General features: G+C 51.2%; 12 protein-coding genes. 9 read left to right on the top strand and 3 right to left on the bottom strand.

The features are described 5' to 3' along the window. Positions 1-1,181 precede the first annotated feature (1,181 nt). The gene (locus TY10_RS22355; protein WP_042168485.1) at positions 1,182-1,919 is read right to left on the bottom strand and encodes a hypothetical protein; all 738 of its coding nucleotides are present in this window, start codon (positions 1,917-1,919) and stop codon (positions 1,182-1,184) included. 160 nt (positions 1,920-2,079) lie between these two features. On the opposite strand from TY10_RS22355, the gene TY10_RS22350 reads away from it, so the two are divergent. The 6 genes from TY10_RS22350 to TY10_RS29145 all read left to right on the top strand — a co-directional run bounded on the left by TY10_RS22350 (position 2,080) and on the right by TY10_RS29145 (position 5,950). Beyond that, on the top strand, positions 2,080-2,826 hold the full coding sequence (locus TY10_RS22350; RefSeq protein ID WP_042168483.1) for a response regulator transcription factor: 747 nt from the start codon (positions 2,080-2,082) through the stop codon (positions 2,824-2,826). After that, the gene (locus TY10_RS31825) at positions 2,804-3,499 is read left to right on the top strand and encodes a hypothetical protein (RefSeq protein ID WP_238327897.1); all 696 of its coding nucleotides are present in this window, start codon (positions 2,804-2,806) and stop codon (positions 3,497-3,499) included. Before TY10_RS22350 ends, TY10_RS31825 begins: the two co-directional genes overlap by 23 nt. Beyond that, positions 3,423-4,220 carry a sensor histidine kinase gene (locus TY10_RS31820; protein WP_337588380.1) on the top strand — a complete coding sequence of 266 codons (798 nt, stop codon included), beginning with the start codon at positions 3,423-3,425 and terminating at the stop codon, positions 4,218-4,220. Before TY10_RS31825 ends, TY10_RS31820 begins: the two co-directional genes overlap by 77 nt. A gap of 71 nt (positions 4,221-4,291) precedes the next feature. Beyond that, the gene (locus TY10_RS22340) at positions 4,292-4,621 is read left to right on the top strand and encodes a thioredoxin family protein (protein ID WP_052350711.1); all 330 of its coding nucleotides are present in this window, start codon (positions 4,292-4,294) and stop codon (positions 4,619-4,621) included. Next, the gene (msrA, locus tag TY10_RS22335) at positions 4,614-5,249 is read left to right on the top strand and encodes a peptide-methionine (S)-S-oxide reductase MsrA (protein ID WP_042168481.1); all 636 of its coding nucleotides are present in this window, start codon (positions 4,614-4,616) and stop codon (positions 5,247-5,249) included. Before TY10_RS22340 ends, msrA begins: the two co-directional genes overlap by 8 nt. Before the next feature lie 53 nt (positions 5,250-5,302). Beyond that, complete coding sequence (locus TY10_RS29145) at positions 5,303-5,950, top strand: hypothetical protein (RefSeq protein WP_052350710.1); 648 nt, start codon at positions 5,303-5,305, stop codon at positions 5,948-5,950. A 119-nt stretch (positions 5,951-6,069) separates the two neighbouring features. On the opposite strand, the gene hflX is transcribed toward TY10_RS29145, so the two are convergent. Beyond that, complete coding sequence (hflX, locus tag TY10_RS22325; RefSeq protein ID WP_420329424.1) at positions 6,070-7,359, bottom strand: GTPase HflX; 1,290 nt, start codon at positions 7,357-7,359, stop codon at positions 6,070-6,072. 424 nt (positions 7,360-7,783) lie between these two features. After that, the gene (locus TY10_RS22320; protein ID WP_042168479.1) at positions 7,784-9,007 is read right to left on the bottom strand and encodes an MFS transporter; all 1,224 of its coding nucleotides are present in this window, start codon (positions 9,005-9,007) and stop codon (positions 7,784-7,786) included. Positions 9,008-9,129: 122 nt separating this feature from the next. Here TY10_RS22320 and TY10_RS22315 point away from each other — a divergent pair, with 122 nt between their 5' ends. The 3 genes from TY10_RS22315 to TY10_RS22305 all read left to right on the top strand — a co-directional run bounded on the left by TY10_RS22315 (position 9,130) and on the right by TY10_RS22305 (position 11,179). Then, positions 9,130-9,924 (top strand): AraC family transcriptional regulator, encoded by a 795-nt coding sequence (locus TY10_RS22315; protein WP_155986022.1) that lies wholly within the window; start codon positions 9,130-9,132, stop codon positions 9,922-9,924. Positions 9,925-10,111: 187 nt separating this feature from the next. Next, positions 10,112-10,306: a hypothetical protein gene (locus TY10_RS22310; protein WP_238327895.1), complete on the top strand. Its 195-nt coding sequence runs from the start codon at positions 10,112-10,114 to the stop codon at positions 10,304-10,306. 156 nt (positions 10,307-10,462) lie between these two features. Next, complete coding sequence (locus TY10_RS22305) at positions 10,463-11,179, top strand: HAD family hydrolase (RefSeq protein WP_042168477.1); 717 nt, start codon at positions 10,463-10,465, stop codon at positions 11,177-11,179. Positions 11,180-11,706 lie beyond the last annotated feature (527 nt).

The following is an 11,706-nucleotide window of genomic DNA, read 5'->3' as shown; positions in this document are numbered from 1 at the left end:
GCTGAAGTGACAGCGGCTCGCTAGTTCAGTGCGGCGCTGTAGGTAGTGCAGCGGGGTCATGTGGGAGCCCCAGCGAAGCAGGTTCGTAATAGCGAACCGTCATTCGCTGTAGGCAGTGCAGCGATGTCTGTGGGAGCCCCAGCGAAGCAGGTTCGCAAAATAGCGAACCGTCATTCGCTGTAGGCAGTGCAGTGGGGGCTGCGGAAACCCCGAGCGAAGCAGGTTCGCAAAATAGCGAATCGAAATTCGCTATAGGCAGTGCAGCGGAGGCTGGGGGAACCCCGAGCGAAGTGGGTTCGCAAAATAGCGAACCGAATTTCGCTACAGGTAGCCCAGCGACGGCTTTGCGAGTCTACAGCGAATCCAGCTTCGCTACTGGTGAACCTACGTTCACGAATAGAGAATATTGGTTCGCTAAGGTAGCGACAGGGCGCTCTTATTCGCGTCACAACGAATCTGACTTCGCTAATTAACGAAGCAGCTTCGTTAATGCGGTATAGTAACTTTTCACCGCCTACAATAGCTGACTCGCCAAAGTAACTTATGTGTGCGCCTAAATGTAGTTAACGCGCTAAAGCCAATGAGTACACCTAAACACCGTTAGCACTCCCACTTAGCATAAATCAGTTTACTCTTAAACAGCTGCTATCTCATCGCAAGTAACCAAGGCGCGGTCCCCTGCATTAACAAGCTATATTAGTTAGTGTTCTCGTGAACAACTGCTGCTGTTCGGAATGAAAATCATCTTAATACAGGGCAGTCGTGTACATAACAGTTGGTGGGCATCAATTTGTGAAGCAGATTCTAGAATCGGATTCACTACAGACTTGCCTACAAGAGAGTCCTGCGAGCGAAGCAGGTTCGCAAAATAGCGAACCAAAATTCGCTGTAGACTGGCTCGTGTAGGTTCGAGAGTCTACAGCGAATCTAAGTTCGCTATTGGTGAACTTAAGTTCGTGAGTAGCGAAATTTGGTTCGCTAACGGAATAAACCAGATCGAGCGGCCATCTAAGAGCGAACTTAACTTCGCTAATTAACGAATTAGGTTCGTTAAAGAGGGCTCCGCGCGCGCCTCCCGGCGCGCGCGGAGCCATCGCGGCATGCGGTACTCGGTCGCACGCCGGCGGTCAAACCCACCCTAAGCAGAAGGGGACTCCGGAGCTTATAATCAGCCTGGCAGCTTATTCAGCCGTAGCCTCCCATTGCTCAATTTGCAGTTTGTATTGCTCATACAGCTTCGCGAGCGATTCTTTAATTACCGCTTCATCTTTGCTTTCAACGGCTTTAGCCAGCGCGATTTCTGCACGGATGAAGGACATATCGGAATCACTTGCTTCAAGAGAAGGACCGACAGGAGCGAGCTCAATTGCTCCGTCTTTGGAGAGTTCAGCCAGCTTATCAGCATCAATGGCTTCACCTTCAATAAATTTGCCAATGCCGGCTTTGCCATCGGCAGCGGCTGTCGTAACGGCAACTTCACCTGCCAGCTTAATATCGCCTACAGCTTTCAGGTCCTTGGCGTCGAGAACTTTGACTTGGGAGAAATCAATATCTTTAATATCTACGGCCTCTGCAACTTGAAGACTGACGTCAGCGCCCTCAACGGGAGTTGCAACTCCTGTTGGAACATTGGCGAAACGTTTGCTGATTGCTTTGTCGTAAGCAGCCAGAATGGATTTCCAGTCGTTTTCGGTTTCTGGCGCATATTTTTTCGCAAGTTCAAGCGGGTTAGTGAAGCTGTTTACAACGGACAGTGTTTTTGTGGAATCAAACTTTATGTCTTGCGAAGCGACATAGCTGCCAGTAACGTTAACAGGCTTGTCATTACCGGTGGCGGCATTGGCAATAGCTGCGCCAGCGATGCTGGACATGATCAGGGCGGACAGGGCTACTCGGGAAATAATCGTTTTGTGGTTCATTAGGAACACACTCCTTCGCGGTTTGTTTTGTCTTACAGGGACTACTTTACCGGACAGGTATGGCAGAACATTGGTTGATTTGTGGAAAAACAATGGCACGCCCCCATACCGCCTGCCGCCTTGGTATACTTAGAGCAGCAATATACAGGAGGTATACGGCGTGCCTAACAACAATTACCGCATCGCGATTGTGGACGATGATCAGCATATACGTCATTTGGTAGAGGTTTATTTAATTAAAGAAGGCTATGAGACGATTGCCATGGAAAGCGCGGAAGAAGCTTGGGAGCTATGGCGGACGAGCCCTCCCGATCTATGGGTGCTGGATGTCATGCTTCCCGGAATGGACGGATATGAGTTTTGCCGGCGCATTCGCAATGAGGGGGACGTGCCCATCATTATGATTTCCGCGAAAGATAATGAAGTGGATAAAATATTAGGGCTGGAGCTCGGCAGCGACGATTACATGGTAAAGCCATTCAGTCCTAGAGAGCTCGTCGCCCGTATTAAGCGGCAGCTGCAGCGCTGGTATAAATACCGGAATGCAGATGAGAGCAGCGTATCGCCTGCAACGCTTCCTGCCGAGCGTATTGAACGCGGCGAGCTGCAGCTCATACTTGATGAGCGGCGTGCATTCTGGCACGGCGAAGAGGTGGATATGACGAGCAAGGAATTTGCGTTGTTAAAAGTATTTGCCGATTATCCCAACCGTGCGTTCACCAGGTCGGAGCTGTTGACACTGATATGGGGTGATGATTATTTCGGCAGCGACCGGGCAGTCGATCATCTAATTAAACGCGTACGCAAAAAAATGGAGCAGCTGCCCATCGAATCTGTATGGGGACATGGCTATCGTATGAGAACGGAAGGGAGCGTGCAGACGAATGAAATTAGTCCATCAAATTAATATTGCTTTCGGCGTGGCGCTTGTGCTCGTCTTATCGGTTACAGCTGTATTGATTCATTATGTATTGCTGGATCATTTTATCGGAACGCAGAAGCAAGATATGAGAACGATGGGCAGCTTTCTATCAGCTAATTTGCAAGAGGGTCAGTCTCCAACGCTGAACGTAAGCGAGGCTTTACCCGTCAGCATTCAGCAATTATCACCTGCCTATGCGAATATAGAGGCGATCATCAGTGATGATAACGGCAATATTGTGCCTAGCGGGTCGGTATTGGAAGAGACAACGTCGGCAAATCCCTTAATATCCGGCATGGCAGCCATTAGTGTTCCTTTCACCGGAGCAGCCGGGACATCGGTAAAGGGAGAGCCTGTGGCTGGCGTAGGGTTAAAGGATTTATGGTCCGGCGCGGACGGTCGTTATTTAGTGGAGGTCAGCACTCTGCCGCAGGGTAAGCTGACGTTGTTGACGCCAGTCAGTAAAATCAAGGAGATCGAGCAGGCGCTGCTGGTTCGTCTGCTGCTTGCTTTTTGGTATAGGGGGACTGCTTATGCTGCTATTCAGCCTCCTCATTACGAGAAAGCTGATCAAGCCGCTAATGCGGCTGAAGGAGGAGCTCCAGAAGGTGAAGGGGCGGCAGTTTTCCAAAGTGAAGCTTGTGAAAGCGGGCGGTGAGATCGGTTCAGTCGCCCAGACCGTGTATGACATGGCAGGAGAGCTCGACCGGTTCAACAGTGCGCAAAAGCAATTTTTTCAGAACGCATCCCATGAGCTGAAATCTCCGTTAATGTCGATTGCAGGCTATGCGGAAGGCATTCGGGACGGCATCTTTGAGGGAGACAGTGTACGCAAGGGGCTGGACATTATTTTGAGCGAGAGCGGACGGTTGCGAAATATTGTGACTGAGATGACACTGCTGGCTAAACTCGACAGTGAGGAGGATATTTATAAAGCTGCTCCGGTCAACTTGAATGAGCTTATTCAGGAAACGACGGAGAGAATGAATCCGCAGCTGGTGAAAAAAGGCATCCAGCTTCATGCGTCATACGAGGTATTGGACCAAATCAGTGTGACAGCCGATCGCGACAAGTTGCTGCAAGCACTGCTTAACGTTATTTCGAATGCTATTCGCCATGCCGAACGGAACATCTATATCCAAGCTAATGTGGAAAAAGGTCAGATCCAACTAACAGTAAGTGATGACGGCAAAGGCATACCGGAGGAGCTGCTGCCGTATTTATTCCACCGGTTCGTTAAAGGAAAAGACGGCGAATCCGGATTGGGCCTGGCAATCGCCAGAGCGATCGTGGAGCGCTGCGGAGGACGGATTACAGCAGACAACCGCCGAGAGGGCGGCGCACAGTTCTCCTTCGGCTTCCCTGTATCGGCGGGCTAGCGCCGCTCGGCCGCTCCGCTTATACTAAGAGGAGAGGCAACAACACGAGAGCAAGCGAAAGGAATCCCGATATGGCCATTCAACCCATTACAGAAGACGATTGGCTCCGCATGAATCGAATTGGTTCAGGAACGGATGCAATTCTTTTCTCGACACCGTTTTGCGGAACATGCAAAGTAGCCGAGCGAATGCTCGAAATCGCTGATACAGCTGGAGTGCCAGCAACACTTTATAAAATGAATATGAACTACTCGCCCAAGCTGCGCGAGGCATGGCGCATTAAAAGCGTTCCTTGTCTTGTGCTGGTCAAAAACGGCGAGCCCGTTCGGTTTGAATATGCGATGCGTTCTGTCGATTACCTGTACAGCCTTCTTAAGGAGGAAGAGCAGCCAAATGGATGATGCGGTAGTACGGACAGCAACGTTAGTCATGGGCTGTTTTTGGAGTCCAGAAGCCTTGTTCGGCCACCTTCCCGGAGTCATTCGTACCGTAACCGGCTATGCCGGAGGGACTACGCCTGACCCGACTTACAGGGAAATGGGCAATCATTCGGAAACGGTCCAGCTGCAATATGATTCAACACAGATTTCTTTCCAGCAGCTGGCCGAGCTGTTCTGGCAAAATCATAACCCCATTAATATAAACGGCTATAAAGGAACGCAGTATATGTCGCTGTTGTTCTACCACGATGCAGAGCAAGAGGAAGTCATTCGTCATGTTATTCAGAGCCGGGTTAATCGGGGATACGAACCGCCGGAGACGCGAATTATGCGCTATGCCGAGTTTTACCCGGCGGAGGACAGACATCAGAAGTATTATTTGCAGCGGTATCCTGATGCGATGGAGAAGTTGTCAGCTCTATATTCAGACAAGCAGGAATTGTTCGGCTCGACGCTTGCCGCCCGGCTTAATGGCTTGGCGAAAGGCTACACGAGCATGGAGCGCATTCGCTCCGAGTTAGAGGGCTGGAAGATCGGGTCGGATGAACGAACGGAAATGCTGGAGCTGCTGCGCCGGATCAAGTGGTAACTTGTGTTCAATGAATCTGAAAGCACTGTAAAAATCGAGAAGGAGTGCAGAACATGCAGCTGTTTGCCTTAAAGACGGATTTAATTAAGGCTGGCAGAATGTCGGCCTTTCTTGAGGATCATTATATTTGCATTGGCTGGCCGGGTATTGGCGATCTGGAGCGAATGGAGCCGGATGAGGCGATGGCTTCGCTGGTCAAAGTGTACCGCCTCGAGGGGCAAGAGCTGGCTGACCGAATGCAGGAGATTAGCATGTTCGCCTATGGAATGGCGGATGGCGATTATGTGCTCGTCAAGGATGGGGAAGAGATTCATGTCGGTGATCTCGGCGACTACTACTATGTGGAGAATGCCGATACGCCGGAAGACGGCACCTGCCACAGGCGAGGTGTGACGTGGCTGAAGACTGTGCGTTCCGAGGAGCTGTCTGTGCCCGAACTGCAGCGTATGCTGCATGAGGAACGGGCCATCGCCTGGCTGGATCGACCAGTGGATAAAAGCACGCTGGAGCGCTGGCTTTCAGGAGCTGGAACTGCTGGAACTGCGGAGTGCGGCAGCGGAATTTTACCCTTGGAAGAAGCCCCTATTGTAGATGCTGCTACGATCCAAGCGGCGCTGGATATATTGAAAGCCGCGCTGCACTGTGAGGATACGGAGCGGCGGGAGCGGGCTGCTATCGCTATTTTGCATTATGCGCGTTAATGCCGAATGGCTCTTCCGCTGGCAACAAGAAAAAGGCACGTCCTGCGGGCCTGATCCCTCTATTATGAATGAGGGTCAGCGGCTGCAGGGACGCGCCTTTTTTAATAGGTCATTTTAACCTAGGAAGATTGAATGACAGTTACTTCATCCTTGTAGCGCTCGAAATCGCTTCTCCGGCATTCCATGACGAGCCGGGTTCCTTCTTCCTCATAGTCCGTCGATTTCACATGCCCATGTTCGTTGAAATAAGCGACGAGCCGGCCTTGGCTGAACGGGATCAGCAGCTCGCATTGCACATAATCGTTGAAGATTTGGCCGCGAACCAATTCAATCAGCTCATCAAGTCCCGCACCTTGCCGGACGGAGAGATAGATGTTTCCGTCGACGGTTTCCGGGAACGGATGATCCGTCAGATCACATTTGTTATAGGCATAAATCATCGGGATATCGAGTGCACCTAAGCTTTTCAGCGTGTCATTGGTGACAGTGATCAACTGCTCGTAATCCTCATGCGCGTAATCTACGACATGAACGAGCAGGTCCGCCTCGGTTACTTCCTCGAGTGTAGAGCGGAACGCTTTGACGAGATGGTGAGGCAATTGGCTGACGAAGCCGACGGTATCGGTAAGCAGGAAGCTTTTGTTATCAGGCAGCTCAATGCTTCGTACAGACGTCTCCAGTGTGGCGAACAGCATATCTTGGGCAAAAACAAACTTGTCGCTCTCCGGATGAAATTTCTCGATGAGCGCGTTCATCATGCTGGATTTACCTGTATTCGTGTAGCCAACGAGACAGACGACAGGCACTTCATTCTTCTTCCGCTGCTTCCGCTGAATTTGGCGTCTTGCAACGAGCTTCTCAAGCTCGGCTTGCAGCGCTGTAATCCGCTCTTCAATTCTGCGGCGGTCCAGCTCAAGCTTCGTTTCGCCCGCGCCTCTGTTCTTAAGGCCGGAGCCGCCGCCTTGCCGTCCGAGTGAGGCGCGAAGGCCAACGAGCCGCGGCAGCATATATTGAAGCCGCGCGACCTCAACCTGGAGCTGGGCTTCTCTTGTTTTGGCGCGTTCTGCGAAAATATCCAAAATGAGAATCGTCCGGTCGATGACAGTACATTCAAGCTCGGATTCCAGATTGCGGATTTGCGAAGGCGACAGCTCGTCGTTGAAGATGACGACATCCGCCTCATGTCCGTGCAGAAGCGCACGAAGCTCATCGATTTTTCCGGTGCCAATATAGTGGGAAGGGTTGATGCGGCTGGCCTTCTGGCTTAGCTCATCAACAACCTCAATAAAGCAGGCTGACGCTAAGTTGCGCAGTTCCTGCATGGAATAGGCAAAGTCCGTTTGCCCTTGCAGTTGAACGCCGACAATAATCGCTTTTTGCTGCTGCTGCAGCAAGGTTTGGTTTTCCATCATAGATCTATCATCCTCCAAACACGTAATAAAAACACAAAAAAACACAGGCACTTAAAATCTGCCTGTGTACACAGTGTTGGCGAGAGGATACCAGCGAAAAAAGTCCAATCGACGCCATTCACTGCAGCCTGTGAAAAAAAGGAGCAGCATGCCCCAAAGCTGAAGGGACGGACATTACGGGCAAACCGCAGTCCGTTTCCCAGCGTGGGTTGCATAGACTTAACTATTAGTTAAGTCAGTGGGTTACGTCAACATGTAGACAGACTTATCCGGAGTCCTCTGCCACAGGCAGAGCTTTGTCGCTATTCATGGCTAATTAGCCGCGCAAAGTTCTAACTCGGATAAAATCAATCACATGTAACCCTCCGTTCGATTCGTGAATTGAATACAGTGTAGCATAGCTCTCTAAATCAAGCAAACGTTAGACTTGCTGTCCCATAATTTTCGAGTCCTTCGGAAGGAAGAGCGCGAACAGGCCAAGCAGGGGCAGGAAAGCACAAACCTTGACCATTAAACCTACGCTATGCGTATCCATAAGCCAGCCCATTACAACGGAGCCAAGTCCGGCGAGACCGAAGGAAAGTCCGAAGAACAATCCGGCAATCGTACCGACATGCCCAGGCAGCAGCTCTTGCGCATAGACGATGATGACCGAGAAGCCCGACATGAGAATCAGGCCGATGGCGATACACAGGAAGATTGCGCCTGTAGGGCCAGCGTAAGGCAGCAGCAGGGAGAATGGTGCTGTGCCGAGAATGGAAAACCAGATAATTTTTTGTCTGCCAAACCGGTCTGCCAGCGGTCCGCCCAGGAAGGTTCCGACCATTCCAGCGAATTGCAGAGCGAACAGTACAATTTGAGCGCGATCAAGCGGCAAGTTATAGCTTTCCATATAGTAAAAGGCATAATAGCCGGTCATGCTGGCCAAATAAACGAATTTGGAGAACAGCATCAGGATCAGAATGCCCAGCACGAAGCCGATAAACGGTTTGCTGAAGCGTTTGGCGGCAGGAGCGGAGGATACCTTGGCTGCTTTTTTGGCAGCGGCAGCGACCCGGTATTGCTCGCGATACCATTTACTGATCCGGTATTGTATCAGAATGCCGGCGACGGCCAGCAGGGTGAACCACAGGAAGCCTAGCTGCCCTCTTGGACTGATTATGAAGGCAACCATCAGCGGAGCGAGTGCCTGACCGGCATTGCCTCCCACTTGAAAGACGGACTGGGCGAATCCTTTGCCCTTGCCTGCGGCCAGATGGGCGACACGCGAGGATTCAGGATGAAGCACGGAGGAGCCTACCCCGATTAATGCGGCTGCCAATAGCAGGATGGCATAAGACGGAGCGAGTGCGAGTCCGACCATTCCCAGCAGTGTAAACACCATGCCGAGGGGAAGCAGAATCGGAAGCGGCTTGCGGTCCGTATAGAGGCCGATAAGCGGCTGAAGAATGGAGGCGGTAATGTTCAGCGTGAACGCCACCCATCCAATCTGGACAAAGCTTAATTGCAGCTGCTGCTGGAAAATGGGAAAAACAGCAGGTACGACGGACTGCATCGCATCATTCAGCAGATGCGCCGCGCTGACGCCGAGCAGGATCGTCATCGCGGTCTGATTGGCCTTTCCGGCCATTGCGGCTTGCGACATGCGTATCAACTTCCTATCTTGTAGATTTAAAATTTATCTTAGCCGATATTGGAAGGGTTAGCGACGCGAAAATTGCTTTCTATTCGCGCAATATTTGCTATAATTACGCCAGGGTGAGCGCCATGCAAATGCAGATGCAAATTATTTTGCCGGAATTAGAGCTGCATAAAATAGAGAATGAATTTAACAATAAACCGCATTCCCACGACAGTCAGTACCAGATTACGGTGCCGATCAAAGGGAGCTGCGACTTCAATTACGAGAACCGGGATATGGCGCTCGGCACGGGAGAAGGATTGATTCTTAGTCCCGCAGACCGCCATTCCTTTCATATGGGGAGCGATTCCAGCATCATTATCGTCATCGCGAAGGATGAACGGATCGGACGGGCATTCGAGAATACCCCTGCGAAAATAAGACCGTTTGATCCAGCGGATATGCTGGGCTATTTTCATCGCTGGGCCTCGAATATACTAGCACTGGAGCATATGGACCCGCTTGCCGTGCAGGAGACGCAGTCGTTAGCCCTTGAGGACCTTCAGGGCGTGCTGACGGCTGGCAGCCATCGCCGCGGGGAGCCGGTTGTACTAGCTGAACGGCTGTCCGACCGGAACGCGCTGCAGGTGCTGGATTATATTCGCGCGCACTATACCGAGCAGTTGGATATTGACCAGCTTGCTGCTATCGCGCTGCAAAGCCGGTATCATTTTATCCGCTCCTTTAAGCTGGCGGTAGGCGTAACTCCTTATCAATACGTGCTGCAGCTGCGGGTCGAAGAGGCGAAAAGGCAGCTGCGTGTGAGCGAGCATACGGTGACGGATATTAGCTATAACGTTGGCTTTTCCAGTCCCAGTCAATTTTATCGGGTATTTATGAAGTTCGCAGGCGTAACGCCGGAGAGTTACCGGGGGATGTAAGTTATGGTTTAGCAATATCGAGGCGTATCGGGGAGCATCCGGGTGTATCTCTCCGAATTTTTCCTCCTCAGGTGCTATACTCCTGTTATCGTGCGAATTATCAGAAATCTCGCGCCGTTATGCGGTTTTCCATGTTTTTTCATCTCCGATATAATAGATAGGGAATGAAAAAGGATGGTGAATAGACATGAGTTATATGACTTACAAAGACGTGTTGGGACGCAGAAGCGAGATCCTGAAGCGCAACATCGACTGGATGATCCTAAAGGATAACAGGCAGGGACTTAGTGTGTATGAGAGCAATGTCTATCAATCGATGCTGAAGAAGCTTCACCATAACGAGAATGCGCTTCAAGAGGCTAGAAAACAAGACGAATACTAGCCGGTTCATTCCTTTCCTTTCATGCAAATGGTTTCGCTAAACCCTGACTGCATTCACTTACGTGTATTTTAGCGCGTGAATGCAGCCAGGGTTATTTTGTTTGGGACAGGATGGTAGAATGGAAGACAAATAGAGAATGCAGGAGTGTTGGAGCGGATGGATGAGAGACAGCTTGGTTATTTTTTCGACGTGGATGATACGTTATACGATCATTTAACGCCTTTCCGCAAAGCGGTTGAGGCTGTTGCTGGAGTGATGGAGGCTTTCCCGTATGAGGCGGCTTATCATCGGATGCGCTATTACAGCGATTTGCTGTCGCTGGAGCTTGGCGGAGCGGGTGCAATGGGTACGGGGAATGCGATGGAAGAGATGCGGCGGAGCCGGTTTCAGCTGGCGCTTGCGGAGTTTGGCATCGAGCTTAGCTTGGATCAGGCGGCGGAGATGCAGGCGGCCTACATTGGTTGCCAGTATGAGATCGAGATGTTCGCAGGCGCTCGTGAGCTGATTGAGAGGCTGGTCCGTGCAGGTCATGTGGTAGGACTCATTACGAACGGGACGGGCGAGCATCAAATGAATAAAATCCGGGCGATGGAGCTGGATGGGCTGATCCCGCCTGCCTATCAGTTTGTATCAGGAGTTGTCGGATGGGACAAGCCGGATAGACGGATTTTTGCCCATGTCAATGAGGTCACAGGCGCGCTGCCTGCGAACAGCTTCTACATCGGCGATTCTTGGCGCAATGATGTGATAGGGGCGGTGGAGGCTGGCTGGACGGTCATTTGGTTCAACCACCGCGGGGTGGAGCCGGAGTCGGAGCATCAGCCGCATCACACGGTTAAGAGCTATGCGGAGCTTGCAGAGCTGTTGATGTAGTTGTAGTACCTCATTGCTCCAATGCTCTATCGTCGCTAGTGCTTCGGCTGTATGGGGAGTGCTTAAGGTACTGCGCGCTTGGTGCGCGAGAGCGAAGCTGCTTCGCTTAATGTACAGTTAGGGTTCGAACGAAGCTGCTTCGCTTAATGTACAGTGAGGGTTCGAACGAAGCTGGTTCGCAAATTAACGAAGCTAAGTTCGCTGTTTGACGGGGAAAACGCCATATTCTCTCTGCAGCGAACCTAGCTTCGCTATTCGTGAACCTAGGTTCACCACTAGCGAAGCTAGATTCGCTGTAGCTCTCCCCATTGATGGCGAATAGTTGCGCAGCGAACTTCGCTTCGCTATTTAACGAAGCAGCTTCGCTGCGGGCTCTCACATTCGTCTCAAGCGGCCAGACAGCTCAAGAATGAATAGTTATTAGCGAACTATGTTTCGTTGTAAACTGTCACAACCATCTCAAACAGGTTCAGCAGGGTGAGCTCTTGTGTGAATTTTTTAGTTTTTTTCGTTCTACTTGCTGAAAA

This window comes from Paenibacillus gorillae (genome assembly GCF_000513275.1).
GTDB classification, from domain to species: domain Bacteria; phylum Bacillota; class Bacilli; order Paenibacillales; family Paenibacillaceae; genus Pristimantibacillus; species Pristimantibacillus gorillae.
This window is presented reverse-complemented; position numbering and strand designations above follow the sequence as displayed.

Bases quoted from the DNA above. Each gene is read 5' to 3' on its own strand.
- TY10_RS31820 (WP_337588380.1), top strand. From the start codon at position 3,423: ATGCGGCTGAAGGAGGAGCTCCAGAAGGTGAAGGGGCGGCAGTTTTCC.
- msrA (WP_042168481.1), top strand. From the start codon at position 4,614: ATGGATGATGCGGTAGTACGGACAGCAACGTTAGTCATGGGCTGTTTT.
- TY10_RS22340 (WP_052350711.1), top strand. From the start codon at position 4,292: ATGGCCATTCAACCCATTACAGAAGACGATTGGCTCCGCATGAATCGA.
- TY10_RS22310 (WP_238327895.1), top strand. From the start codon at position 10,112: ATGAGTTATATGACTTACAAAGACGTGTTGGGACGCAGAAGCGAGATC.
- TY10_RS22305 (WP_042168477.1), top strand. From the start codon at position 10,463: ATGGATGAGAGACAGCTTGGTTATTTTTTCGACGTGGATGATACGTTA.
- hflX (WP_420329424.1), bottom strand. From the start codon at position 7,359: ATGGAAAACCAAACCTTGCTGCAGCAGCAGCAAAAAGCGATTATTGTC.
- TY10_RS31825 (WP_238327897.1), top strand. From the start codon at position 2,804: ATGAAATTAGTCCATCAAATTAATATTGCTTTCGGCGTGGCGCTTGTG.
- TY10_RS22355 (WP_042168485.1), bottom strand. From the start codon at position 1,919: ATGAACCACAAAACGATTATTTCCCGAGTAGCCCTGTCCGCCCTGATC.
- TY10_RS29145 (WP_052350710.1), top strand. From the start codon at position 5,303: ATGCAGCTGTTTGCCTTAAAGACGGATTTAATTAAGGCTGGCAGAATG.
- TY10_RS22315 (WP_155986022.1), top strand. From the start codon at position 9,130: ATGCAAATGCAGATGCAAATTATTTTGCCGGAATTAGAGCTGCATAAA.
- TY10_RS22320 (WP_042168479.1), bottom strand. From the start codon at position 9,007: ATGTCGCAAGCCGCAATGGCCGGAAAGGCCAATCAGACCGCGATGACG.